Here is a 26,781-nt window from a genome sequence, read left to right on the forward strand (position 1 = left end):
CTTTGTTATAAAAATTGAGCTATAAAATTAGCGATCGCTGTGGAGATTGGGCTAAATTAATAAAAATAAGTAGCCATCAATGAAATAGTAATCTTTAAAAAATCATCAAATTATTAAGCTTTAAAACTTTTACGAAGATTCCACTGTGTAAGTAAGGCAAAATTTTTCAATCTGGAAAATAACCTAAAGACAAAGATGTAAACTGGGGAATCAACATAGCATTAGCAATATGTAAACCTATCGGTCACGATCAGCAAGTGTGACCTATACCAGGGGAAAAATCCGGCTTTAGCCTGAGAACTAAAAGTAGGAAAGATAAAGTTCAAGGTTCAATCTACAAATTCAAGCGATCTCTAGCAATAATGGCAGCTTCACTAGGTAGGAGTAGGAGACATCCCTAAATAGGGACACAGATTTTGCAGAGATGTAAGTATTTATCTCTAGGAGATTTCATGAGAATAGCAGTTGCTAAAGAAATAGAAGTTTGTGAACGTCGTGTGGGATTAAATCCTGACACTGTTGCTCGATTAGTTAAACAAGGTTTAGAAGTCTGGGTAGAAAAAGGTGCAGGAGAACGTTCCTTTTTTAGTGATTCTGCATATCAAGCAGCAGGCGCTAAAATTATTAGTGATACTGTTCAATTGTGGAACGAAGCCGATATCTTATTAAAAGTTAGTCCACCGCAAGAAAGAGAAGATGGACGCTCAGAAATTGATTTATTACGAGAAGGATCTATTTTAATTAGCTTTCTCAATCCTTTAGGAAATCCGTTGGTGGCGCAGCATCTAGCCAACCGCAAAGTCACAGCTTTGAGCATGGAATTGATCCCCCGCAGCACCAGAGCGCAAAGTATGGATGCTTTGTCTTCACAAGCTTCACTAGCAGGTTACAAGGCAGTATTAATCGCCGCAGCCGCATTACCAAAATATTTCCCGATGCTGACAACAGCTGCCGGCACGATCGCTCCAGCGAAAGTATTTATTATGGGTGCAGGTGTGGCAGGATTGCAAGCGATCGCCACCGCCAGACGTTTAGGCGCAGTTGTCGAAGCCTTTGATATTCGTCCCGCCGTCAAAGAAGAAGTCCAAAGCTTAGGGGCGAAATTCGTCGAAGTCACACTCGAAGAAGAAACCACAGCCGCAGGTGGTTACGCTAAAGAAATCTCCGAAGCCAGTAAACAGCGGACTCAAGAAGTGGTTACTGAACACGTCAAAAATGCTGATGTCGTCATTACTACCGCCCAAGTCCCAGGAAGAAAAGCCCCATTGTTAGTTACAGAAGAAATGGTGGCACAGATGAAACCCGGTTCGGTGATTGTCGATTTAGCCGCAGAACAAGGTGGTAACTGTGCTTGCACCGATCCCGGTAAAGATATTGTCTGGAATGGCATAACCATTATTGGCCCGATTAATCTACCTTCATCTATGCCAGTTCACGCCAGCCAACTGTATGCCAAGAACGTGACATCGTTGATGCAACTGTTAATTAAAGATAAAGCTTTGCAGATTAACTTTGCTGACGACATCGTTGATGCAGCTTGTATTACCCACGCAGGCGAGATTCGCAATCAACGTGTCAAAGATGCCCTGCAAGCCTTAAGCAGCGTAGGTGCAACTTAATGAAGTTTGTCAGTTGTTAATAGTTAGTTTTATTGACTATTAACTGTTGACTATTGACTATTGACCAAGGAGTTTTTATTTCATGACAGAAGCATTACTTGCTGCTTTGTTTGTATTTGTTTTGGCATCTTTTATCGGCTTTGAAGTAATTAACAAAGTTCCACCAACTCTACATACACCCTTAATGTCCGGCTCAAATGCGATTTCTGGCATTGCGGTACTAGGGGCAATAGTAGCGGCTGGTGCTAGAGAAACAAGTGTTTCGGTAATTTTGGGTTTGATTGCAGTGATCCTCGCCACAGTCAACGTTGTGGGTGGTTTCCTCGTCACCGACAGAATGCTGCAAATGTTCAAGAAAAAGGAGATTAAGGCGTGAGCGACTTTTTACCAACTGGAATTCAGCTGACGTACTTAGTCGCTGCATCCTTATTCATTTTCGGTTTGAAAAAGCTGGGTTCACCCGCCACAGCTAGGAATGGGAATGTGATTGCCGCTGTGGGTATGCTGTTGGCAATTGTGGCAACAATGCTAGATCAGCATGTGTTGAATTATGAAATGATTTTGTTAGGCTTGGCGATTGGTTCAGGCATTGGTGCGATCGCAGCTTACAAAGTTCAAATGACCGAAATGCCCCAAATGGTGGGCTTACTCAACGGCTTAGGCGGTGCAGCTTCGGCACTAGTCGCTGTCGCAGAATTTTGGCGGTTACTAGAACACTCTCAACCCATCCCTTTAGATGTCAACATTTCCATGTTGTTGGATGTGTTAATTGGGGGTGTTACCTTCACAGGTAGTTTTCTCGCCTTCGCCAAATTACAAGGTTTAATTAGCGGTTCCCCCATTACATTTCCTTTCCAGCAACCATTTAACTTATTGCTGCTAGGTGCTTATCTAGCTGGTAGTGCTTACTTAATTGTCACACCAGATAGCCTACCTATATTTTTGGCGGTGACTGCTGTTTCTTTAGTATTGGGTGTAATGTTCGTCATCCCCATTGGTGGGGGCGATATGCCTGTGGTAATTTCACTGTTAAACTCCTTGTCGGGTGTAGCCGCATCCGCAGCCGGGTTTGTGGTGATGAACAATATGTTAATTATCGCCGGCGCATTGGTGGGAGCTTCTGGACTCATCCTCACAGAAATCATGTGTAAAGCGATGAACCGTTCTCTGTTCAGCGTACTATTCAGTGCTTTTGGTTCAGGTAGTGCGGCTGGTGCGGCTGGTGCGGCTGGTGCAACAGATCAAACTGTCCGCAGCATTGATCCCGAAGAAGGCGCGATGATGTTGGGTTATGCCCGGAACGTGGTAATTGTTCCTGGTTACGGTATGGCAGTTGCTCAAGCGCAACACAGCGTGCGGGAATTGGCAGATCAACTAGAACGTATGGGTGTAGATGTTAAGTATGCCATTCACCCTGTAGCGGGAAGAATGCCCGGACACATGAACGTGTTATTGGCTGAGGCGAATGTGCCTTACACCCAGTTGTATGACATGGATGATATCAATCCCCAATTTGAACAAGCGGATGTAGCTTTAGTAATTGGCGCGAATGATGTGGTAAATCCAGCGGCGCGTAGCGATAGTAATAGCCCCATTTACGGAATGCCAATTTTGGAAGTAGATCGGGCAAAGCAAACAATTGTGATTAAGCGCGGGATGAGTGCTGGTTTTGCTGGTGTAGATAATGAATTGTTCTACAAAGATAAAACCACAATGTTATTTGGTAGCGCGAAAGATATGGTGGCGAAGTTAGTTTCAGAAGTGAAGCAACTTTAACAAACCGCCAAGACGCAGAGGACGCAGAGTAAAGAATTAGAAAATTAATTTGCCTTGGAGGTGTGATGCTTCTGAGGCAAGTTTTTTTTATTTTGTTTCGCGCATAGACACGGTAGCGGCTTCCCACCCGGTAGGCGCAAAGAATTAAAATTTTTAACTGGACAATCCCTTTATAGTAAATTATTTTTGACTTACCCGATTTACAGTCAAAGCAAGTAAGTATGAATAATCAAAATTCGTTTGATGATGAACTTCTTAAAAAAAGAATTGATACATTTTATGGATATGGTAATTATCAAGGGAATTATTGGTTTATTGGAATGGAAGAAGCAGGAGGAGATTTTAAAGATGTGAATAACAGAATTAATATATGGGATAAAAGAGGACTGAAGGAAATAGACGATGTTGCAGAATATCATATTGATATAGGATGGCCTTCTGACTTTCAACCAGGTGCAGCAATACAACCAACATGGAAAGGATTGATTCGTATTGTCTTGAGCGCCAAAGGGAAAGAAAAAATTAATTTAGAAGATGTTCGTCAATATCAAATACAAGAACTAGGTAGAAAAGATAAAGAAACTTGTTTATTAGAATTATTGCCTTTACCTGCACCATCTCTTAAACATTGGATATATAATCAACATTCTCATTTATCTTATTTATTTAATAGACAAATTTATGAAAGTTATTGTCTTGAGAAACGAATAAATTATATTGCTGAGAGAATCAAAGAACATAAACCTGAAGGAGTTGTTTTCTACGGTAAATTATATGAATATTCTTGGAGAGAAATCACTAAAAAAATAACGGATATTGATTTTAAATTAACCTCAGAAGGCTTTCTAATATGTAGAACTAGTCAAACTATGTTTGTTATAGCTAAACATCCTGTGGCTTTTGGCTCAACTAATCAATATTTCCATAATATTGGTAGAGCGATCGCAGCCAGATTTTGACCATAGAGATACTTTGCGTCCCTCTGTGTTACTTTGCGTTTAAAAAAGCTAAAACTGACTTCTTATTTCTCTGCGCTCTTCGCGCCCTTTGCGGTTCGTTTAAAAATAGCGATCGCTCATCAGTAACATGATATAAATCTAATCATGATAGACCACGATCGCCTGTTCAAAGAACTACTCACCACCTTCTTTTGGGAATTCATCGAGTTATTCTTCCCAGAAATTACTGCTTATCTGGAAAGAGACAGCATCACCTTCCTTGATAAAGAAATATTTACTGATGTTACGGCTGGCGAAAAATATGAAACTGACATAGTAGTCAAAGCAAAATTTAGACAACAAGAATCGTTTTTCTTAATACATCTGGAACATCAAGCTTATTATCAAGAAGCGTTTGATTTACGGATGTATCGCTACTTTGCCAGATTGTATGAGAAATACAGCTTGCCAGTTTATCCCATTGCCTTATTTTCGTATGATCGCCCCAAAAAAGTCGAACAAGATTTTCATCAAGTTGCATTTCCTAATAAAGTAGTCTTGCAATTCAACTATGATGTGATTCAATTAAATCGCTTGAATTGGCGAGAGTATCTACAACAGCAAAATCCTGTAGCTAGTGCGCTAATGGCTAAAATGAATATAGCGCCACAAGACCGACCCAGAGTAAAATCTGAGTGTCTGCGCCTATTAGCTACATTGCAGTTAGATCCCGCGCGGATGCAGTTAATTTCTGGGTTTATTGACAGTTACCTACGGCTAAATGCCCAAGAAAAAGAAATATTCCAGGCGGAAATTGCCCAATTTGAACCAACTCAACAAGAGGTAGTTATGCAAATCGTCACCAGTTGGATGGAAGAAGGGATACAACAAGGGCTGCAACAAGGAGAATTGAAAGTAATTCAGCGTCAATTAACAAGACGCATTGGTACAATTACTCCTGAATTACAAGAACAACTGCGGGGATTATCTGTAACTCAGTTAGAGGATTTAGCAGAAGCTTTACTAGATTTCTCTGATGAAGCTGATTTAGTAGCTTGGTTGGAACAGCAATAAGACGTTTATTTTAGCAGGCGATCGCTCCTCTGTGTTCTCTGCGTCTCTGTGGTATCCTATGGGAAACCGCTTCCGCGTCTACGTAAAAAAAGCGATCGCTCGCTTTGCCAATTGTTTGAATTTCTCCTACAAAGTGCGATCGCAAGCTAAACTGTGACATGAGAAATACAATTAATTAAAAATAAAAGGACTAGATTAACCAGTCCTTTTGTAGAATTATTTAATTTTTTATTTTAATAACGGGATTTTTTGTTTTTGAGTTTTTGCTTTTGCTTTCGTTTTGCAGAAGCAGCAACAGCCAATTCTACCGGATAACCGACAACAGGAATTACTTGATACTTGCGCTCGTCTTCTAAGTTTCTTAATTCTGTGTAATCTACCCAATGGATGCAATCAACAGGACAGGTGTCAATTGCTTCTTGGATAACTTCTTCTGCGTCCCCATCTTGACGAACTACGCGCGATCGCCCGTAATCTGGTTCAATGTAAAAAGTATTTCGTGCTACATGGGCGCAGTGTTTACAGCCAATACAGGTGATTTCATCAACATAAACACCTTTTTGCCGCAACACTCCACCCAATTCCGGTTCCAAACCAGAACGTTCTGGGTCATCCCGCAAAAAACCGCCTAATTCTGGTTCCAAACCGGAACGGTTATCTTCCTGTTCTTCCGGCGAAGGCAGAAAATCAGCCATTACGCACTCCAGCGTTGTACTACTAAGCGAATAGAACCGTCAGCATTTTTCTGTTGTTCAGCAACTTGAAAGCCAGCCAGCGCAGTTTCTTTCACAACTGTTTGATAAGCATAACGCTGGGTTACTTGGCGTAAGAAACCATCTACAGACAGATTTTGTTGCCAATATTGCAAGTCAGCAACTAGTTCGTATTCTTTGCCATTCCATCTAAAGCCGATGTCATAGCCATTTTCTTGCTCGATTGTCACTTCCGCAGGATGGGTTTGACCACGATAACCACGTACCTCACGGGGTCCGGGTTTCCAGTCGATGCCCAATTCAGTCAGTGCATCTTTTAAGGAATCAAGGTTACGGATTTGAGTCTTAATTTGGCTAAAGTGTGACATGGTGGTTGTAAATCAACGACAATAAACTGCTGGAAAACTTACCATTCGCTGTAAGTAGCTTGCGTATTCGCCAGGTTGGATTGTTGTATTTGATTGGCGAAAAATTCTGAGGTTGGCTCTTGATTAAGTACTTGCCCCAGTTGTGCTTCAATTGCCGCTGTTACCTCAGCACAAGAAGCACCCACAATGCCAGTGACTTTCTCTTGTACGCGACCGTCTGGATAAATTATGAATTCTAATGTCTCCATGCTCTTGGCCAACCACGATAGTAAGCTTAGACTTTACTCCTTAGCACAATGCTAAAAAGCCTGTCCAGGGAACATTGTTACTTAGACACAAACTTGCCATTTTTTAACTAATGTTCCATCTTTCAAAATAAATATCTCAGAAAATTTACAAAAATTATTAGTTTAATAAGTCCGCACATCTGTCATTAGTTAGTCTCTCTTAACCTTCTGGAATAGTCAAGTTTATAAACGAGCTTGTAAAGTCAGGGATAAATGCTTGATAAATCAGCACTCTTCGGTAGTATAGCTAGATAGGTAAGTCATAAAACTATGTAATTTATTGAAAAAGTTTATCATTATTATTAAATTAAACCTATTCTCTCTAGGGTTATAAATTATGAGAGTCAGAGGATGAAATGATGTTTGATGAAAGAGTGATAGGCATCGCCTAGGGTTTATTTTTGACTAATGAGTTTAGCGATCGCCATTGCTAAGTCAAGGGGATCAACGGGTTTGGGGATATGTCGTTGAAAACCTGCGGCCATTGCTTGTTTGTAGTCAATTTCACCAGCATAAGCTGTCAGGGCGATCGCCGGAATCTCCCCGCCTTTGTCTTTTGGTAATTGTCTCACTTGGCGCAGCAACATATAGCCATCCATAATCGGCATTCCAATATCACTTAATAAAATATCTGGCTGCAATTTCACGAGTGCTTCTAATGCTTCTGCTGCGGAGGAGACTGCTGTGACTTCTGCCCCATATTGTTCTAAGGCAAAGCTGAAAAACTCCAACACATCAGCTTGATCATCAACAAACAAAATTCGTACTCCCGCCAGTAATGTATCTTGGGTTGCTAAATCCATCTGTACTGAGTTTGTCGTACTGACAGATTCAGCACTTTTATGCAGGGGGAGTCGGACTGTAAAAATTGCCCCTTGTCCTTCGCCTGGGCTATCTGCCAAGACAGTACCACCGTGGAGTTCTACTAAATGGCGGACAATTGCCAATCCTAATCCCAGCCCGCCAAATACTCTGGTGGTTTTGCCATCGGCTTGGCGGAAGTATTCAAAGACGTAGGGTAAAAATTCCGGGGTGATTCCCTTCCCGTTATCAATGACTTGAATTTGCGCTTCCATACCAACTTGCGCTAAACGTACTTCTACCCGTCCCTCAGCCGGCGTAAACTTGACAGCATTGGATACTAAATTCCAGACAATTTGTTGCAAGCGATCGCCATCACCGACAACTTCGACGGTATGCTGGGGCAGTACTGTTTGCAGTTTAATTGACTTGGCTTCGGCAGCTAAACGTACTGTTTCTAAAGCGGCGGTAATTGTGCTGTTTAATTCTACAGGGCGGATATGTAGACTCAACTTACCCCGCAAAATCCGCGACACATCTAATAAATCTTCTATCAATTGGGCTTGTAACTTGGCGTTGCGCTCAATGGTTTCTAAAGCCCGAACTATTGTAGCTTCGTCGTTTTTACGGGTGCGTAGTAGTTTTGCCCAGCCCAAAATCGGGTTGAGGGGTGTTCGCAATTCATGAGAAAGCACCGCCAGAAATTCATCTTTGATGCGGTTAGCGGTTTCGGCTTCCGAACGGGCATAACTTTCGGCTTCGTAGAGTTGAGCGCGAGCGATCGCCTGAGCGCATTGTTGCCCCAGTGTCAACATAAATCCTTGATCTGCTTCAGAAAAGATTTGGGTATGACTAAAGCTCAAGCCTAATGCCCCAATTACTTGTTTTTCTAAAATCAAGGGAATACAAGCAAAGGCAGAATTTCCTGTGACTGATGGCAGTTCTGCTAAGTGGGGATAATTTGCGGCGAAGGCTGCTGGACTTTCGATAAAAATTGGCTTTCCCGTTCTGACTGCTTCTGCTAAAGGTACAGCCGCCATCACAGAAAAACTTTCCCAAGCCTCAAGCACTGATGACGGATAGCCAGTGGCTTGGACAACTTTGAGACAACTGCCTTTTTCTGCTAACAAGCTAACAGAACCAGCACTAGCACCCAAGGCGGCAATTCCCTGGTTGACGACAACATCAGCCACCTGTTGCGGTGTGATGGCTTCGGAAAGGGCGGCGGTGATTTTTTGTAAACGTACAGTCCGGTTAACAGCTAATTCTGCGGCTTGTTTTGCCTGCTGAGTTTTTTGGTAAAGTCTAGCGTTATCAATGGCTGTGGCAGCACGATGAGCCAAATCTTCGGCTAATGTCAAGTCTGCTGAGTTGTAGGCACAGCTAGATTCGCCTCTGACTAAAGAAATTACGCCAAATACTTTACCGCGTAAATGCAGGGGAATAATCATTAGAGAATTCATCCCCAGGCTTTGGAGTAATTTTAAATGCTCCTCGTCTTCAGCCATCTGTGCAAGAAGCTGATCTGGCAGTTCGGGATAAAAGACTGATTGCCTGCGTAGCAATGTTTCTCGAAATGGGCTGTTGTTTTCGTACTTGGGGGGATAAAGTCGTCGGAGTTCTGTTAATATTTCTTTCTTAGCCGGATGGGCAGAGATCATGGCTATTTGTTCAATGACATCATTTTCTCCCAGCACATCAACCACACACCAATCGGCTAGGGTAGGCACTAGCAAACTAGCCACATTATTGAGAGTGACTTGATAATCTAGAGAGGCAGCTAGTAAGCTACTGGCTTCTACTAAAAAAGTTTGGGCTATTTCTGCTTTTTGGCGATCGCGTAGTGCGGCTTGTCGTTCGCTAATATCTTCAATAATGCCGACTGCATATTTCGCTTGTCCATGAATATCCCAAACTGCGGAAGAAGTCAGATTCACCCAAACCACTGAACCATCTTTGCGGATGTAACGTTTCTCTAAAGAATAACCACTAATTTCTTTAGTTAACACTCTCCCAGCTTGTTCCCAATCAACTGCCAAGTCATCAGGGTGGGTAATATCTTGAAAGCTCATCTGGATTAATTCTTCTTGGCTGTACCCGGTAATGTCACACAACGCCGGATTAACTTGCAAGAATTTGCCATTTAAAGCTACCAAAGTAATCCCCACTGCGGCTTGGTTGAACATAGCCCGAAATCTAGATTCACTTTCGCGCAAAGCAATTTCGGCAACTTTGGTGGCTGTGACATCCGACAGCATAATCCCAATACCTACAGTTTCATCTAAGGCATTGCGAACCGGATAATAGTTACCCAACCAATAGCCATACATTCCCTGTTTTCCTGGTATTTCTCCACTAATTTCTACGTTTAGTAAGGGTTTGCCTGTTTCTAGCACCTGCTGTAACTGAGCTTCAAACTGAGTTGCCATGCTAAAGAAGACATCACCAAATTTGCGTCCTAGATGTGCTTCGATGGGGACACCATTAATGTCAGCTAACACCTCATTAATTCTGACATAGCGCAATTCGCGATCTAAAAAGCAGACAGCCACAGGTGCGCCAGCTAACAAAGCATCTAAAAGCGATAGAGATTCGGCATAGTTAATTAAAGCTTGATGATTATCTCGATACAGTTGGGCATTTTCTACGGCTAAAGCAGCGCGATAGGCGATATCTATGGCCAAATTTAAATCAGCTTGATCGTAGCAACGATTGGTATGGGCGATCGCAAAGCTAATACAGCCCAGCACTCGCTGATGGGCGATTAATGGCACAACCATTGCCGACTTCACCCCCATCTGCCGGACAATTTCTAAATGTTCCTCGTTCTGTGTAGCTTCTATCAAAACAGAATCAGATACTTCAGCAATTAATTCGGGAATGCCTGTTTGCAGTACTCTAGCGATCGGATGTGTACCTTGAGTATTCGGCACATACTCCTGAAGTTTTTGGGCTAACTCTGCCTGAGATGGATCTGCATAAGCCAGAGGTAAACGGCGAATTGTCCCCTCATCTGTGATAATCTCCACACTGCACCAGTCAGCTAGTTGAGGTACAGAAATTTTGGCAATTTGCTGTAAAGTCTCTTCATAATCTAATGAAGTAGAAAGTAAACTACTAATTTCTGCAATGTAACGCAGTTGATCTTCCGCTTGCTTGCGCTCTGTAATATCAATTACAAAAAAAGCGCCTCGTTCTAAAGTTCCTTCATGGCGGCTACCACCAATTAAAACAGGGAAGCGAGTACCATCTTTGCGGATATATTCTTTCTCAAAGGGAATGCAAAAAGAACTGTCTAGAAATTGCGCCAGTGCTTGTTCATCTAGTCGTCGATACTCAACAGGTGTTAAATTTCGCCAATCAAGTTTTTTGTCAACTAATTCTTGGCGGCTGTAACCTAACATCTTTAACAAAGCTTCATTGGCATCTGTGATTCTGCCATCACCCTCCCAAAAGCCAATCCCAATCATATTAGACTCAACCACACTGCGAAACTTGGCTTCGCTTTCTCGCAATGCTTGTTCAGCTTTTTTGACAGCAGTGATATCAACACCAGTGATTCCCACTCCCAGCAATTTTCCATCTGGTAAACTGACCGGATAGTAACTCACCAAACCATAACGATACACCCCAGATGGATAAGTCTCACCGTTGATTTCTTGGTTAAGTAATGGCTGTTTGGTTGTGATTAATTCTTGGAAAATCGGCTCTAGTTGCGATGCCCATTCTGGTAATACTTCTGAGAGTGTACGACCAATATGTTGATTTTGTGGTACACCGTTAATTGCCGCTAAAGCTTCATTAACATAAACATAGCGTCGTTCCGTATCCAGAAAGGCCAGTGCCATTGGAGAACTCATTAACCAAGCATTCAGTAAAGCTAAAGTTTCATCTTTTTGCTGAAGGGCTTGCTGAAGTTGGCTTTGTAAGTTCGCTTTTTCTAGTTCTGTTTGCTTGCGCTGGGTAATATTTACGCCTACACAAGTTACACCGCCGTCGCCTCCGAGGGGTTCTACAAGCAAGTCGTAATAAAGAACTTTTCCTCGCAGCGTTATACAAACTTCTTCACGAGCCGAAATATTTTGTTCTACAGCCCTCCGTTTAATGGCTGTTAATTGCTGCGCTATGGCAACTGGAAATAGTTCATCATCAGTTTTACCCAGTAATGCCTCAGCGGTGCCTATACCCTGAAGATTATGAACCCACTGATAACGAAAATCTCGATCTTGCTGAAAAACAACAATATCTGAATTACTCAGGGCTACCCGAAATCGATCCTCGCTGACTTTAAATTTTTGGAGATTAATTTCCGCTTTACGTTTAGCGTGCCTTAATTCTTCACACAGAAAACTAAACAGTAATCCCTGTACAGCAAATAAGAGTATCTTTACCCCATTAGATACGCTTAAGCCGAAGGCATAATGCTCAGAAAGAAAAAAGTAATCACTGACTATGACTGATAAAAAGGTTGCCAAAAGCCCTGATTTCATTCCACCGTGCCAAGCACTCACCATCACAGCACCAAAAAATAGCAGGAATGGCGTTCCCTTTATATCTAATAGAGGGTCAAGTAATAGCATGATTACTAGTGCTGTGGCGACAATTACCACCACAAAGCCATAACGTAGTAACTGCGAATAAGGAATGTAGGGCATGAAAACACTTGCAAACAACCAATACTTGTGGCGAGGGCTATACATACCCTAAGCTAGTTTACAAGTTTTTATAATTCGTCTTCAGATAGATTCTTTATTAAGATAAAAAGTATCTTTTGCTAGTGGTAATTTTCTCGATAATATTGTATGTGTATCTCAGGAAAGTTGTAATATTACAAAATTTTATTAATAGTTCAGTTATCAATTTTCAACAAACTAGTTTCTCTATGTTTCTCTATATTTATCTTAAAGCATATAGCAGTTCTATTTAATTTCATAGCTACTAGGAAAGACAGATAATAGTGACGAGTCTAGGTGTTGGGCAACGTTGCCAATTCCTTGAGTGAAGTTCGTTCATCGGCAGTAGATAATGGCTGGCTATAAAATGCCAGATTTTGCTTTAACCGCCATAAATTTGGCACTGATTTTCAGTTGTCGGCTGTTATCTGATGGCTATTTGCTAAAAAATCAATCCTATTTTTAGATATTTTTTCCTTTTTTCTGTTCCTTGACTACACAAATAATTTCGTTAATCAAACCAAGATTAGTATGATTAAATATAATGAATTAATCAGTATTTCTTAATACAGCGACTAATTTTTCTATCTGCTCTGTTGTGTGAGTAGCCATTACGGAAATTCTAATGCGACTAGTGGGTACGGTGGGCGGACGAATTGCCGGGGCGAAAATGCCTGCATCTTTGAGGTGTTGACCAACCCGGAGTGCATCGCTTGGACTGGGTAATTGAAAACAAAGAATGGGTGATTCTGTAGGCAGCAATTTGAGATGAGGTAGCTGCTGTTGCATTAAATTTTTCAGGTAATCTACATTACGCCACAATTGAATCCGCCTTTGAGGTTCTTGCTGAACAACTTGAATTGCGGTTAAGGCTGCTGCTGTATCCGCAGGTGAAAGTCCGGTGGTGTAAATCCAAGTTGGGGCGCGATTGCGTAAAAAATCAATCAGATTGGCACTTCCAGCGACATAACCGCCTAAACTACCTAAAGCTTTGCTCAAAGTCCCAATTTGAATTAATGGTTTACCAGTACAGCCAAAATGTTCCACACAGCCAGCGCCAGTTTTGCCTATTACCCCAGTGGCATGAGCTTCATCAACTAGCAGCATACAGTTAAATTCTGCGGACATTTTTAACAATGCTGGTAATGGACATAAGTCGCCATCCATGCTGAAGACGCTATCGGTAATTATTAAACAACGACGGTAGTTTTGTCGCTGTTGGCTGAGTTGAGTTTTTAAAGCCACAACCTCACAGTGGGGATATTCTATGATGGCAGCACCACTGAGAACTGCACCATTTTTCAGACTGGAATGATTGTATTGGTCAGAAAGAATTAAATCGCGTTTACCAACGACAGATGCGATCGCTCCTAAGTTTGCCAGATATCCTGAACTAAAGACAATAGCATCTTCTGTTTGTTTGAGGGATGCGATCGCCATTTCTAGTTCTCGATGTAATTCTCGATGTCCACTAAGTAATCGAGAACCAGTGCTACCAGTACCCAATTCATGAATAGCCTTTGTAGCAGCAGCAATTAACCTTTCATCTCCAGCTAATCCCAAATAATCGTTACTGGCAAAATTAATTACCTCTCGCCCCGCCAAAACCACAGTTGCACCAGGGCGATCGCTTAATGTCTGTACTGAACGATACCAATCTGCCCGCTGAATGGTTACTAATGATTGTTCTATCCAAGCATAAGGGTCTGTGGTCATAGTTTCTCAGAATCAGAACTTTAAAGTATGAAAGCTCAAATTTCATACTTCATACTTTACCCTTCATACTTTTACTACAGTGCTTCAGGTGGGGCAATATCTGAGCCTATACGAATTCCGTTACTAGTGGACTGGATACCTGGTTTCGCATTTGTTTCCGGAGTATGGGTTGATTGGGAAATCGGCGAAGACGGGGTGACATCTGGATTAACAGTTGTGTCAATTTTTCCTGGCTGAGACACGACAGATAATCCTCCCACAGTTCCAGCCACCAGTGCTGTATAGCCTAAATACAAATGTATGGGTCGTACTTCTAAACCCGATTTTGGGGAATTATGTTTAGGCTGAGACCAAGAAGGTATAACGGATGGTACGGTGTTAACCATAGGTAAAGTATTCGCTAAACTTGTGCCATTTAGCCCCAAAGCATTACCCATCACTCGGATAAAGCCTCTCACTAAAATATCCTCTGGTAATAAATTTAAGTCGCCATTTTCTACTGCTTCCATTTGATGGATTGGTAGGTGAGTAAAAAGACTCAAATCTCGCAAACGAAAACCTTTGGCTTCACGGGCTTGACGCAGTTGTTGACCAATTTGACCCATAATGGCTAAACGTTGTTCTGCTAACTTTTGCTTGGCTAGTTCAGCGTTAGCAGTTTTTTGATTGGGTTTTAGCCAATTCATTAGTGTTGAGAAATGATGTTTATTCGCTGAACTGTCTGCATTATTTATCGAGGTATTGCTGACATTTTCAATTACCAAAGAGGTTGATGATGAATCTGTTAGATGATTAGTAGTCAGGTTAGTTTTGACATCACTAGAGTGTGCTAATTCTGTATCTGTCTGTTGGTTGCTATCGGAAATTTTGGCGTGATTGGCAAATTGCTGAAATGCTAAACCAATCGCTTCTCTACCTACAGCTTTCAACAAAGTTTTAGCTTCTTCGGAAGAATCAAGTAACTTTTGGAATGTCGCTATAGCTTGGCGATAAACCTTACTGCGATGGAGTTCTGCCTCAATTCCCCCCAAGAGCGATCGCAGTTCCTCTTGGGAAATTTCCATAGCAGGATTTCCCAGAATTTTGAATAAATATGCAGGTGTATTAGCCATGATAGAATTTGCTCCTCATACTGCAATATAGCTGTATAAATTCTCCTTTGAGGAAAATCTTATATCCGGATATTTATGTATGAAACTAGCTAATTTTTGGTTGTGATGATGTTAGGGTTGAGAGGTGTAAAGGAAAGAATTCACAACTCAGTAATCATACAGAAAAATTCTGGCTAATCCCTAACATCTCTGCGTTTATTTAGAGTTAAATATGAGAATTATTACGTAACTGAACTTTTTGAATAAATGACTGTACCCATTGCAGATATTTGCCACCAGAGACTACAGCTACATCGTTATGTTCTGCACCGGGAACTAAAATTAACTGCTTTGGTTCAGGCGCAGCATCATACAGTTTTTGACTCATCAAAGACGGGACAGTAGAATCACCAGTTCCGTGAATAAATAAAACGGGCATTTGTAACTGTGATACTTTTTTAATAGATTCAAAGCGCTGTGTCAGGATTAAATTAATGGGGAATATCGCAAACCATTTCCGAGTCGATACCATATCGTACAGAGATGTAAACGAGCTTTCTACAATCAACCCAGCGGCTTGAGGGTGTTTAACTGCCAAATCAATAGCGATCGCACCGCCTAAAGAATGACCATAAATAAAAATTTGCTGGGGTGGAATCTGCTGTTGCTGCGTCAGATATTGCCAAGCTGTAGCAGCATCTTGATAGACTCTCATTTCATTAGGAAAATCGCCTTGACTGCGACCATATCCCCGATAATCAATCAGCAGCACCGAAAATCCTAGTTGATAAAATCGATGGGTATGAGCTATATTTGCGCCAATATTAATGCCATTCCCGTGCAGATATAACAACACCTTGGCATCAGGCTGATTAGCTTTAATCCACCAACCGTGGATTTTTTCCACCTTTCCCAAGCTAGTTTTTACAGGTAGCCAAACTTCTTGATAAGGCAGATTGAATAACTCTGGTGTCTTTTCGATGACACGGGAGGGAAAAAAGATGAACTTAGGTTGCTGGACAAAGAGAAATATACAGATGCTACAGTAAGCGATCGCTACAATTATTCCAACAACAAGTAGCCGTCTAAACCCTAATAACAATAACAATTGCTGCTTGTGGATTTTCATGTGGGCAATTTTATACTTTAAAGAATCCTTGTATAGCAGTTTTTGCTTTTTTCGTATAGGGGCAAAAGCAATTTTAGATTGACCTCCTGAATTTATCTGGAGGCTGATTGAGCATCTTCACATGCAAATAAATAACTTAAAAGTTTAATATATTGTTTGCCAATTAGAATTAAAATAGTCAAAAAATTGGTATTAATTTAGTAATTCCTCTGTTAAATAGTAAACATGAGTCAATTTTAGGAGAAGATTGTGAGCCTCTTACAAGAAAATCAAAAAGAACAGTTGCAAGAAATAAGTAATACTTTAAGACAAGTAAGACAAGAAAAATCTATCCAACTCGAAGAGATAGCACTAAAGACAAATATTCGACTTGCTTGCTTAAAAGCTTTAGATGCTGGTAAATTCGATGAATTACCTGAACCTGTATATATTCAAGGATTTATCCGTCGTTATGCAGATGTTATCGGATTAGATGGTGCTGCTTTGTCCAAAACTTTTTCAACTGAAGTTAATCCTCTAGCACTTGATAAGAAGTTTAGTCAAAACGTAGAGAAGAACTCAAAATTTTCTTTACCGCTGTTTATTCCTTACTTAGTCTTGTTATTAGTTGCGGCTGCTGGGCTTATGTATGTACTTAATCCCCAATTTTCGGCAGAATCTCTAGTAAAAAAATTCAACTTTGGCACACCCAAAAAACAAACAACCGCAGCATTATCTACACCTGCATCATTACCAACAGAGCAATCTTATCCATCTGCCAATCAGACACCAACCTCAATATCTGCTCAAAATCCCCCAACTCCGTTACCTGTCATCGCATCACCCAAAGACAGCCTGAGTCAACCTGTAGCCGTCACCTTAGAGCTTCAAGGTAAATCGTGGTTACAAGTCAAAGTTGACGGCAAAACTGAATTTGTGGGGAACTTAAAAAAGGGAGTGCGTAAAACCTGGACAGCAAAAAAACAGTTGACTGTTCGTTCTGGGAATGCGGGTGTTGTCTTAGTTTCTGTAAATAATCAACCAGCAACACCCCTAGGAACTCTGGGTAAAATCAAAGAAGTCACATTCACTCCAGAAGTAAACAGTCAAGGATCAAAGATCAATGGTCAATAGTCAATGGTCATTTGTCTTTTGTAATTCTCCTACGGTACTCAGCACGGGCTGAACGCCCCGCTACCACTAACAGCACTCAGTACTATAGTTCCGGTTGACGTAGATGCCAAGTAGTTGATTGTTCATAAGCGTAAGCTACTTGAAGAATTTGGTCTTCTCTGAGGACATTACCAATTACTTGCAAGCCAATGGGTAAGCCATTGTCATCAAAACCACAGGGTACATTTATCCCAGGTAAACCAGCAAGATTGACGGGAATCGTCATCAGGTCATTTAAGTACATACTCAAGGGATCTGTGGTTTTTTCCCCGGCTTTAAATGCTGTAGTGGGTGCGGTAGGAGTAACTAACACATCAACTTTTTTAAACGCATTTTCAAAGTCTTGCTTAATGAGGGTGCGGACTTTTTGAGCTTTGAGATAGTAAGCATCATAATACCCAGCAGATAGGGCATAAGTGCCAATCATAATCCGGCGTTTGACTTCTGTACCAAAACCACTTGCACGGGTACGAGTGTACATAGACAGCAAATTATCTGCATCTGGTGTACGCAAGCCATATTTCACGCCATCGTAACGAGCGAGGTTGGCTGACGCTTCAGATGGGGCAATTATGTAGTAGCTAGGTAAGCCATAACGGAAACGCGGACAAGAAATTATATGAATTTCTGCTCCCAACATTTGTAATTGATCGATGGCTTTAGTCACAGCCGCCTCTACAACTGAGTCTAAGCCTTCACCAAAAGTTTCTGTAATTACCCCAATTCGCACCTTTCGTCTAGCTTTGAGGTCTGGTTTCAGGGTAGCAGCATAGTCAGGAATTTCTACTTTTAGGCTGGTGGAATCTTTGGCATCATAACCTGCGATCGCTCTGAGCAAAATTGCTGCATCTTCAACAGAGCGTGCAAAAGGGCCAATTTGATCCAACGATGAAGCGTAAGCCACCAAACCGTAACGAGAAACTAGCCCATAGGTGGGTTTCATCCCCACTACGCCACAAAAAGATGCAGGTTGGCGAATGGAACCACCAGTATCAGAACCAAGGGAAACAACACATTCTCCCCCGGCGACGGCTGCGGCTGAACCTCCAGAAGAACCACCAGGAACCCGTGTTAAATCCCACGGATTTGCTGTGACTTGGTAGGCAGAATTTTCTGTGGAACTACCCATCGCAAATTCATCTAAATTGGTTTTACCAACCATCACCGCCCCAGCATCTAGCAGTTTCTGTGTCACTGTTGATTCATAGGGTGGCACAAAATTTTCTAAAATCCGAGAAGCACAGGTGGTGGGAATTCCCTTGGTACACATATTATCTTTGATGCCAATAGGAATCCCTGCTAGGGGGCTAATTGCTTCACCAGCAGCGATTTTGGCATCTACAGCACGAGCTTGATCTAACGCCTGTTGTGCCGTTATATGCAGGAAACTGTGCAATTTCGGCTCTAATGCTTGAATTTTGTCCAAAGCTTCTTGGGTAATTTCAACGGCAGAACGTTCTTTTCTAATTAGCTGTTCGTGCAACTCGCGTATGGATGCCATGACTGCTCTCTTGGTAACTCAAGTCATTGATTTTAGTACATATTGCGGGCTATTAGGAAAGTCTAAACTCTGAAGAGTAAAGTCTTAACTGGAGAAATAGGCGATTATCTCCCAACCCGCCAGCGTGAATTTTGTTGGTATAGCCTCAGACTTCAGTTTTAAGAGCTATTTGCTTCATACTTCAGGCTTGATACTTCATACTTTCCCAAAACAGCAAATATATACTTGATAACCGCATGTTTGCAAATTATAAAATTTGAACTATTAACTTAGCTATAAATTTCAGTTATTGTCGTGTAAGAGGATAGTAGTGCAACTTAGGCAAGTAAACTTTTAAGTCTAGCTATTGATGGCTAATTCAAGCAATATTATGCAATTTTATTAATTTTGTTGCGAGGGAAAGGAAGATGGTCAAAATAATTACTCGTAAATATATTGGTCAAGCAAATGTCTATGATATTGGCGTAGAGCAAGACCATAATTTTGTCATTGAAAATCGTTTAATAGCATCTAATTGCTTTAATAAATCGCACTCGACGGCTTACGGATATGTGACGTATCAAACTGCATATTTAAAAGCAAATTATCCATTAGAGTATATGGCCGCCCTGTTAACTGCTAACAGTGGAGATACAGACAAGGTACAGAAATATATTTCTACTTGTTTGAGTATGAATATTCAAATAGAGCCGCCGGATATTAATCGCTCTGGTGTAGATTTTACACCCGTGGGGGGCAAGATTTTATTTGGATTTTCCGCGGTACGGAATGTGGGACAAAACGCCATCGCCTGTATTTTAGAAGCCCGTGAGCAGCAAGGCGAGTTTAAATCACTGTCTGATTTTTGCGATCGCGTCGATTTACGTGCAGTTAACCGTCGGACTTTAGAATCGCTGATTTATTGTGGAGCTTTTGACAAAATAGACCTCAATCGCCACCAATTAATTAAAGACCTAGAGCTTGTTTATGATTGGGCGCAATCTCGTGCTAAAGATAGAGCCAGTGGTCAAGGTAATTTATTTGATTTATTAGGCGGTTTTGCTCCTACTACTAAACCAGTTAATAATGTCTTTGATTCTGTCCCCAAAGCTCAACCTGTACCCGATTTTCCGCCGCAGAAAAAGTTGCAGATGGAAAAAGAAATCCTAGGATTTTATGTCTCAGATCATCCGCTGAAATCTATTAAACACTCATCTTCTATTTTAGCGCCAATTAACTTATCACAACTAAGTGACCAGAAAGAAGACACGCTACTTTGTGCAGTTGTGATGTTAAATAACGTCAAAAAAGTCATGACCAAAAAAGGTGATCCAATGGCAATTTTGCAGATAGAAGATTTAACTGCACAATTAGAAGCAGTCGTCTTTCCTAAAACTTATGAACGAGTCAGTAATTCCCTAGAAGTTGATGCCAGATTAATTATTTGGGGTAAAGTCGATAGAAGAGATGAACAAGTGCAATTAATTGTGGAAGATGCTGAACCAGTCGAAACAGTACAACTGGTGATGGTAGAGTTGACTCCTCAGCAAGCAATCACAATTGAAGAACGCCATAAATTAAGAAATATTCTGAAAGAACTGTCAGGGGATAAAGAAAATGCCAAAGTCCCTGTAATTGGAATTGTCCAAACTGGAAACTCTCGTCAACTTGTCCGGTTTGGACGACAATTTTGGGTGCAAGATTCACGCTCAACAGTTTTAGCACTACAAAATGCTAGATTCCTGGCTCATGTAAAACAATTGACTAGTAGTTGATCAGAGAGTACGAAATAAATGGTGTAATAAAAATTACCTGAATTTAAATCATATAAACTACCTAATATCTAAAATACTGCTTCGTCAACAGTATATTGTCGTAGTAATACTGTCGTTAACTCGTTTTTTTAGTGACTTATGCGGATGATGTTTTCTGGGAGATAATGGTATTTTTTTATGCCATAAGGAGTTAGATATTGCTAAGTGAAGGAGCTAAAGCTGGATGATTGCAAATGACTTACATAGATTTGTTTCTTATTGTAAAAAAATTCAACCACAAACCCAAGAAGACATCAAACAGTTTTTTGAAGGGGTAATAGTTTTTCCTTACGATAAGGAACTACTGTTACAAGCTTATCTATTTTTAAATATTAAGAATTTATTTCCTGAATGTGGTGAATTACTGTTGTTTGAAAAGTCGCCAATTGCCGATTACACCGATTTAGGAAAATGTGATTTTGTCTATCTGACATTACAAGGAAATCTGTTGCTTATCGAAACTAAATTTATTGATACAGAAGCAACTGGTGCCACAGAAAGAAAAAGACGCAATAAACATCGCAACAAAGTATTTGAACAAGTCATTACTTTGAAAAACCGATTTAGTGAATATTGGGATATTAAGCTGAATCAATTAGAATGTGGGGTTTTCACTACGGATGCAGACGTTGAATGGCGAGGTAATGGTATGAATGTAATTACTAAGTCAATAGCGATTGATCAACTAGAAAAGTGGCGCAGAACCTACAAAAGAAGTATTTAACTATTGTTTTAATCCTATTAATATTCCACTTAATTTGTATTAAACTATATTTTGATTTTATGTTAATAACAAATTCCTAGAGACGCGAAGTTTCGCGTCTCTAATGTTTTGATTAATCTTTTCTATATATACGTAGTGGCTAAAAGAGATAAACAAGCGGGTTTAAGCACTGTTGACTAAACAAAAAGACTATCCTAGAAATAGCAGATAAAAAAAGTGATAACTAAATATTTATGACAACTATCTCAATTACCGATTCTCTAGTTCCTAGTTCTGTACCAAAATCGGCAATCATTCGTTTAGAAAATATCTTTAAAGTCTACGGTAGTGGCGAAACTGAAGTCAAAGCACTCAATAATGTCAACTTAACTGTTAACGAAGGTGAGTACTGTTCAATTATGGGGCCTTCTGGTTCAGGTAAATCTACAGCCATGAATATTATCGGCTGTTTAGATCGTCCCACAGATGGACATTATTATTTAGATAACGTTGATGTTGCCCAAGTGGATGATAAAGCATTAGCACATATCCGTAACAAAAAGCTGGGGTTTGTCTTCCAACAATTTCACCTTTTACCCCAACTTACCGCCTTAGAAAATGTGATGTTACCAATGGCTTATGCTAATGTTAACCCGACAGAGAGACGCGATCGCGCTGTTGTCGCCCTCACACGCGTTGGCTTAGAAAAACGCCTCAACAATAAACCAAATCAACTCTCAGGCGGACAACAACAAAGAGTAGCGATCGCCCGTGCAATTGTCAACCGTCCCGTGGTTCTCCTCGCAGATGAACCCACAGGCGCACTTGACTCTCGCACCACCCAAGAAGTGTTAGATATTTTCACTGAGTTAAACGCCAGTGGTATCACCGTTGTCATGGTTACTCACGAACCAGAAGTAGCCCGTCAAACCCAACGAATCGTTTGGTTCCGTGATGGTGAAGTCATACACTCTCATCTCACACCAACCGATTTGACTCAATTGGCTGTTTGAGCAAAACTTAAGAATTCTTTTTGTCTAGATCCCCGACTTCTCTAAGAAGTCGGGGATCTAGTTTCTTTCGTAATGATTAAAGACTTGAAGTTTTGCCAGTTTCTGCTTGTGTTTCAATTGGCTTCACGTCACTATAGCCCATTTCGCCCGCAATGGTTCTAAAAACTGACATTTGTGCTTCAAAATCTAATCCTTCAATTTGAGACAGCAAATCATTAATTGCGTTACCTGGTTCATAATCATCGGGAAAATCAACTACAGATTCACCCATAGCTACTGCCCAAACATACCAAACTAACAATTGGTTATTTTCTTTTAATGCACCATAGGCGCGAGAATATTCTGTGTCTTTGCGGTTAACTATGTCCCGCATAACATTTAGTTGTTCTTCCTCAGAAAGTAGCAAATAGTCATTTAATAAAAGAGGTGCTAATTCAGGTTCTGCCGCAGCCGGAGCCGCAGGAGTAATGGAATCACCCATGTTTTCATAAACAAAATAAAACCATGCTAATTTAGCATCAGTATCTAACTTATTAAAGGCTTGTACAACATTTTGGGTTTCATTACTTAATGCTTGAGGAGCGCTTTTATCGTAACTTGCAGTCATAATTTATCACCGGGGAATTAACATATCAAACTAAGAGTTAACAAATTTTGATAATTATGATCTCCCTCCTAGAGAAAGACTTATTTTAATTTGTAATTAAAACTTATATCTATCTTTTAATAGAGGTTAGAATCCCTCCCTAGATGGCAGTAGTTCAGCAATTTATCTTGCTAGAATCGCCCCAGCATTTAATAAAAATTACACAAGTGTTAAATTATGGCTGATACAATAAAACCCAATCCCAATGAAGCTACTACCCACGATGCACAATTAGCCGCAGAAAACATGGCTAGTGGTGAAGAAAAAGTACAAAAAGTTGACTTTGATGCAGATTACGCCGCCGCACAGCAATTTAGTGTCAGTGAAATAGATCGTACTCTTGAAGGAGCCGCCGCGGCTGAAACAGCAACCGCACCTAAATTTGAAGTTCCAGAAGCAGAAGATAGAACTACTGAAGCGCAGCCTACAGGTAATCCTGATGATTATTTAGACTTAGCGAAAGAAGTTGGGGGTTCTCATAACGAAGGTGTCTCAAATGTTAGCGATGATTTAGTTAAACAAGCTATCGAAAAAGGTCAACCTAAAAAATAGTTAATAGTCCAGAGTCAATAGTCAATAGTCCAAAGTCATGAATGATTGCTTCTCTTCCTCATTTTAATTTCTTAACAAAGAAAAAATGACAGAGGACTATTGGCTAATTATCAACAATTTTGTACAACATCTAGTAGTTCACTTGGATGGTGAATTAAAAAGTCAGGCTTTTGCTTTGATAATACTTCTGGAGAATTAAATCCCCAAGTGACTGCAACTACTTTAATATTAGCCTTCCTGGAAGCTTCTATATCTCTAGTTTCATCACCAACATAAATAACGGCTTGAGTTGAGAGTTGCTTTTGCTTTAATACGTTATTTATGATTGTAGTTTTGCCAAAAATAGTTACTCCTGAATAAATAAAATCAAAGAGGTTATCTAAATCGTGATTTGTCAAGAAAGCTGTAACATTTTCCTTAGAGTTAGATGTGATAATCCCTAACTTATAACCTTGATTTTTCAGTTCTGTGAGTGCTTCTTTAATTCCCGGAATTGGATGAAATTCGTGAATTTTATTTTTCAGTTCTGATTTAACTTTTTTGAGTAGAAAGGGAATTTTTAGTAGAGAAACACCTGAGTATTTAATAATTTCTCTAGAAGTTAAATTCCTTAAGTAAGCGAGTTGTTCAGGAGTGATTTGTTTATAGCCAAACTCTGTAGCTAAACGATTGGCAATACTTATGAGAGCATCTACTGTATCTGCAATTGTGCCATCAAAATCAAAAACAATTACTTTTTGAGTCATTATTTTGCTGGGATGCGTCAAGATTAGCACGGGCATTCCGTCTTAACATTTCTGGCTTAATCCGCCGCAACGCTGATGCCGGAAATTGTCTGTCCCACTCCTCATCTGAGATTTTTGCTAATTCTATCAGCTTGGGCGCAATATTCCCAGGATAAGGCTGAAAATCTGCTACGTCAGTTGTCTTGGCAAATCGTTGATTCCAAGGACAGACATCTTGGCAAATGTCGCAACCCGCCACCCAGCCTTGTAAGTGTGGTGCGATCGCTTCTGGTAATTTTTCCCCCCGATTTTCAATTGTATGATAAGCAATGCAGCGATTAGCATCGACTACAAAGGGTTGGGTAATTGCACCAGTGGGACAAGCTGTTAAACAACGAGTACAGCTACCGCAATGTTGTGTATGGGGGCGATCGCATTCTAGTTCTAAATTGGTCACAACTTCCCCCAAAAACACCCAAGAGCCATACTCTCTAGTAATCACATTCCCATTTTTGGCAATCCAACCAATTCCCGCTTTTTGCGCCCAGACTTTATCTTGTACGGGGCCAGTATCTGCATAATATCTCGCTGTCACGCCTTCACCTAGTGATTCTAGCCAAGTCGTCAACTGCTTGAGTTTTTTGTGCATCACCTTGTGATAATCTCGCCCCCAACCATAGCGAGAGATTTTGGCATATTCTTCACCTTGTGGGCGCTGATGTGGGGTGTAGTAATTCAGCGCCACACACACAAGCGATCGCGCCTCTGGCATAACTAAACGAATATCTTGCCGCTTGGGGTTATCCATCCATTCCATATCAGCGTGATAACCTAACGCTATCCATGCTTGCAGTCTCTGAACTTCTGTATTATCTACTTCGTCTACAGCAGCAATTCCAACTTTGTGAAAGCCTAAATCTAAAGCTTGTTCTTTTACTGTCCTACTGCTGGTTACAGAACTTTGATTCATGTTTTTGAGCTAAATTCTGCCCACATTTAAGACATTTAATTATACAGTATACAGTCAAATCTGCCATAGAAAATTTCCCTTCCAACTTATTTGTAAATTTTATTTGCAGTTTGTAAATAAATGATGCAACATTGGAGAGTAAGAGGAAAAGTAACAAACAGTAATGTGAACCTCCAACTATTGCCAGATCCTCCCAACCTCAATGATTTACCAAAAACTGTTCCCGGATTTTCATCTGGGAACAAGTTCTTTCTTAAGAAATAGCCTAAGTTAATAATCTACCTCGACAGTTGCTTTTTTATCTTGACTTTTAGATTCAAAATACTTTTCAGTACGTTTAATATCTGGTACTTTTATGAAAACTGCTGAATCTGTAGAAGCAATTGAAATTGCGGGAATTTCAGAACCTTCTATCTTGAATTATTTTGCTACTTTAAATGCTGGTCAATTTCAACAAACAGCTTCACTGTTTGCCGAAGATGGTGTGATGTATGCGCCCTTTGAATCTGGTATTGTGGGCGAAGCTGCGATCGCAGCTTATTTACAACAAGAAGCCCAAGGTATTAAAGCTTATCCCCAACAAGGAATTATTGATAATTTAGAAAATAACCAAATTCAAGTTCAGGTGACAGGTAAAGCTCAAACCTCTTGGTGTGGTGTGAATGTCATCTGGCTATTTATTTTGAATCAACAACGACAAATTACTTATACCAAAATTAAACTATTAGCTTCTCCCCAAGAATTATTAGCTTTGCGGCCAGAAAAATAGCTTCCGTCCGCTGCAAACATCGGGCAATTTTCTTCGCTAGGGCTTTGTCGTGTTGAAGATTTTCAAAGAGGGAGCTTTGCAATGCGATTTACCCACTCCTCTGCACTGGATACTGCCCAAATTAACACCAATTCCTCAATAACAACCTCAACCGATAGCTTTCGGGAAACGATGATCACCCCTGAGCTTTGATTGCTGGTAATAAATGTAGCAAACTCCGATGGCATTGTTTTGCGGTCGTGACTCACGAGAATTCGTTGCTGTTGCGCTGCGATCGCCAATACCTCTGGATCTTTAACTCCTGCTAATCGAGCAGCAAAGGCTGTTTGAAAGTTAATTGTCGGTTCTCTTCGTAAAACCCCTGTGACGATTGCTTGGTTCAAATCAGCATCGGCTTGGTAGCGAATAATCACGGCTCTACCTGCTGTCTTGCTACTTTAGCCGCTATGAGTTTGTTATACAAATTAGGATCGCTGGCTTGAAGAGGTTGAGGTATAGAATCAAATGCTGCTTCTTCTGCTGCTAAGTAAGCGTCGATTTCAGTACGATTCGCTAGATAAAATGCGATCGCTCCATAAACCTGTTCAAGTGTTAGCAACGGAAAAGACTGAACAATACTTTCAGGTGATAATCCTTGTCGGAAAGCGTAAACAATTGAGTCAAGAGAAATCCGAGTTCCTTCTACCAAATAAGCATCGTTGCGATACTCTATGTAAGATTTAGGTGTTAAGACTAGCATAAATTCACTATGAATCTAACTGTTTTTCATTGC

Annotated in this window: 25 protein-coding genes; 11 read left to right on the forward strand and 14 right to left on the reverse strand. The window is 40.6% G+C overall.

All coding sequences use genetic code 11. From position 1 onward, the window contains the following. Positions 1-452: 452 nt before the first annotated feature. From NCWK1_RS23045 to NCWK1_RS23065, 5 genes are all read left to right on the forward strand, one after another. The gene (locus NCWK1_RS23045; RefSeq protein ID WP_103126313.1) at positions 453-1,619 is read left to right on the forward strand and encodes a Re/Si-specific NAD(P)(+) transhydrogenase subunit alpha; all 1,167 of its coding nucleotides are present in this window, start codon (positions 453-455) and stop codon (positions 1,617-1,619) included. Between the two features lie 82 nt (positions 1,620-1,701). Then, complete coding sequence (locus NCWK1_RS23050; protein ID WP_015111134.1) at positions 1,702-1,995, forward strand: NAD(P) transhydrogenase subunit alpha part 2; 294 nt, start codon at positions 1,702-1,704, stop codon at positions 1,993-1,995. Continuing rightward, positions 1,992-3,395, forward strand: coding sequence for an NAD(P)(+) transhydrogenase (Re/Si-specific) subunit beta (locus NCWK1_RS23055; protein ID WP_103126314.1), 1,404 nt, complete (start codon positions 1,992-1,994; stop codon positions 3,393-3,395). The genes NCWK1_RS23050 and NCWK1_RS23055 overlap by 4 nt, the downstream gene beginning before the upstream one ends. A 221-nt stretch (positions 3,396-3,616) precedes the next feature. Next, positions 3,617-4,354, forward strand: coding sequence for a hypothetical protein (locus tag NCWK1_RS23060; RefSeq protein ID WP_103126315.1), 738 nt, complete (start codon positions 3,617-3,619; stop codon positions 4,352-4,354). A 144-nt stretch (positions 4,355-4,498) separates the two neighbouring features. Next, the gene (locus NCWK1_RS23065; protein ID WP_103126316.1) at positions 4,499-5,407 is read left to right on the forward strand and encodes a DUF4351 domain-containing protein; all 909 of its coding nucleotides are present in this window, start codon (positions 4,499-4,501) and stop codon (positions 5,405-5,407) included. Positions 5,408-5,417: 10 nt separating this feature from the next. On the opposite strand, the gene NCWK1_RS29715 is transcribed toward NCWK1_RS23065, so the two are convergent. The 8 genes from NCWK1_RS29715 to NCWK1_RS23100 form a co-directional block, all read right to left on the reverse strand. Next, positions 5,418-5,567 (reverse strand): hypothetical protein, encoded by a 150-nt coding sequence (locus tag NCWK1_RS29715; RefSeq protein WP_187308220.1) that lies wholly within the window; start codon positions 5,565-5,567, stop codon positions 5,418-5,420. Positions 5,568-5,640: 73 nt separating this feature from the next. After that, positions 5,641-6,102, reverse strand: a complete 462-nt coding sequence (locus tag NCWK1_RS23070) for a ferredoxin (RefSeq protein ID WP_103126317.1) — start codon at positions 6,100-6,102, stop codon at positions 5,641-5,643. Further along, positions 6,102-6,488, reverse strand: a complete 387-nt coding sequence (locus NCWK1_RS23075) for a DUF1257 domain-containing protein (protein WP_015111140.1) — start codon at positions 6,486-6,488, stop codon at positions 6,102-6,104. Before NCWK1_RS23075 ends, NCWK1_RS23070 begins: the two co-directional genes overlap by 1 nt. 38 nt (positions 6,489-6,526) lie before the next feature. Further along, complete coding sequence (locus tag NCWK1_RS23080; protein ID WP_096582616.1) at positions 6,527-6,736, reverse strand: DUF2997 domain-containing protein; 210 nt, start codon at positions 6,734-6,736, stop codon at positions 6,527-6,529. A 434-nt stretch (positions 6,737-7,170) separates the two neighbouring features. Further along, on the reverse strand, positions 7,171-12,231 hold the full coding sequence (locus NCWK1_RS23085) for a PAS domain S-box protein (RefSeq protein ID WP_103126318.1): 5,061 nt from the start codon (positions 12,229-12,231) through the stop codon (positions 7,171-7,173). Positions 12,232-12,798: 567 nt separating this feature from the next. Continuing rightward, entirely contained in the window at positions 12,799-13,965 is a 1,167-nt protein-coding gene (gene bioF / locus NCWK1_RS23090) for an 8-amino-7-oxononanoate synthase (protein WP_103126319.1), read from the reverse strand. A gap of 74 nt (positions 13,966-14,039) precedes the next feature. Next, positions 14,040-15,077, reverse strand: coding sequence for a helix-turn-helix domain-containing protein (locus tag NCWK1_RS23095; RefSeq protein WP_103126320.1), 1,038 nt, complete (start codon positions 15,075-15,077; stop codon positions 14,040-14,042). Between the two features lie 205 nt (positions 15,078-15,282). Beyond that, positions 15,283-16,185, reverse strand: coding sequence for an alpha/beta hydrolase (locus NCWK1_RS23100; protein ID WP_187308221.1), 903 nt, complete (start codon positions 16,183-16,185; stop codon positions 15,283-15,285). A gap of 249 nt (positions 16,186-16,434) precedes the next feature. On the opposite strand from NCWK1_RS23100, the gene NCWK1_RS23105 reads away from it, so the two are divergent. Further along, a complete protein-coding gene (locus tag NCWK1_RS23105) occupies positions 16,435-17,298 on the forward strand; it encodes a helix-turn-helix domain-containing protein (protein ID WP_096582626.1) in 864 nt (287 codons plus the stop codon). Positions 17,299-17,380: 82 nt separating this feature from the next. Here the strand turns inward: NCWK1_RS23105 and gatA are convergent, their stop codons facing one another. Beyond that, the gene (gatA, locus tag NCWK1_RS23110; RefSeq protein ID WP_103126321.1) at positions 17,381-18,838 is read right to left on the reverse strand and encodes an Asp-tRNA(Asn)/Glu-tRNA(Gln) amidotransferase subunit GatA; all 1,458 of its coding nucleotides are present in this window, start codon (positions 18,836-18,838) and stop codon (positions 17,381-17,383) included. Positions 18,839-19,245: 407 nt separating this feature from the next. On the opposite strand from gatA, the gene NCWK1_RS23115 reads away from it, so the two are divergent. From NCWK1_RS23115 to NCWK1_RS23125, 3 genes are all read left to right on the forward strand, one after another. Further along, the gene (locus tag NCWK1_RS23115; protein WP_103126322.1) at positions 19,246-20,592 is read left to right on the forward strand and encodes a helix-hairpin-helix domain-containing protein; all 1,347 of its coding nucleotides are present in this window, start codon (positions 19,246-19,248) and stop codon (positions 20,590-20,592) included. Between the two features lie 223 nt (positions 20,593-20,815). Then, entirely contained in the window at positions 20,816-21,355 is a 540-nt protein-coding gene (locus NCWK1_RS23120) for a hypothetical protein (RefSeq protein WP_096582632.1), read from the forward strand. Between the two features lie 233 nt (positions 21,356-21,588). Further along, positions 21,589-22,347 carry an ABC transporter ATP-binding protein gene (locus NCWK1_RS23125; protein ID WP_096582634.1) on the forward strand — a complete coding sequence of 253 codons (759 nt, stop codon included), beginning with the start codon at positions 21,589-21,591 and terminating at the stop codon, positions 22,345-22,347. 76 nt (positions 22,348-22,423) lie between these two features. On the opposite strand, the gene NCWK1_RS23130 is transcribed toward NCWK1_RS23125, so the two are convergent. Beyond that, positions 22,424-22,954 carry an orange carotenoid protein N-terminal domain-containing protein gene (locus NCWK1_RS23130; protein WP_096582636.1) on the reverse strand — a complete coding sequence of 177 codons (531 nt, stop codon included), beginning with the start codon at positions 22,952-22,954 and terminating at the stop codon, positions 22,424-22,426. Positions 22,955-23,170: 216 nt separating this feature from the next. On the opposite strand from NCWK1_RS23130, the gene NCWK1_RS23135 reads away from it, so the two are divergent. After that, the gene (locus NCWK1_RS23135; RefSeq protein ID WP_103126323.1) at positions 23,171-23,545 is read left to right on the forward strand and encodes a hypothetical protein; all 375 of its coding nucleotides are present in this window, start codon (positions 23,171-23,173) and stop codon (positions 23,543-23,545) included. 110 nt (positions 23,546-23,655) lie between these two features. On the opposite strand, the gene NCWK1_RS23140 is transcribed toward NCWK1_RS23135, so the two are convergent. Further along, positions 23,656-24,291 (reverse strand): HAD-IA family hydrolase, encoded by a 636-nt coding sequence (locus tag NCWK1_RS23140; protein ID WP_103126324.1) that lies wholly within the window; start codon positions 24,289-24,291, stop codon positions 23,656-23,658. Next, complete coding sequence (gene queG / locus NCWK1_RS23145) at positions 24,266-25,240, reverse strand: tRNA epoxyqueuosine(34) reductase QueG (protein ID WP_103126325.1); 975 nt, start codon at positions 25,238-25,240, stop codon at positions 24,266-24,268. The genes NCWK1_RS23140 and queG overlap by 26 nt, the downstream gene beginning before the upstream one ends. A 355-nt stretch (positions 25,241-25,595) precedes the next feature. Between queG and NCWK1_RS23150 the strand changes: the two genes are divergently transcribed. Further along, entirely contained in the window at positions 25,596-26,009 is a 414-nt protein-coding gene (locus NCWK1_RS23150; protein ID WP_103126326.1) for a ketosteroid isomerase family protein, read from the forward strand. Positions 26,010-26,071: 62 nt separating this feature from the next. Here NCWK1_RS23150 and NCWK1_RS23155 read toward each other — a convergent pair whose 3' ends face one another. Next, the gene (locus NCWK1_RS23155; protein ID WP_103126327.1) at positions 26,072-26,422 is read right to left on the reverse strand and encodes a DUF5615 family PIN-like protein; all 351 of its coding nucleotides are present in this window, start codon (positions 26,420-26,422) and stop codon (positions 26,072-26,074) included. Beyond that, entirely contained in the window at positions 26,419-26,748 is a 330-nt protein-coding gene (locus tag NCWK1_RS23160; RefSeq protein ID WP_103126328.1) for a DUF433 domain-containing protein, read from the reverse strand. The genes NCWK1_RS23155 and NCWK1_RS23160 overlap by 4 nt, the downstream gene beginning before the upstream one ends. Positions 26,749-26,781 lie beyond the last annotated feature (33 nt).

This window comes from Nostoc cycadae WK-1 (assembly GCF_002897135.1).
Classification (GTDB): Bacteria; Cyanobacteriota; Cyanobacteriia; order Cyanobacteriales; family Nostocaceae; genus Nostoc_B.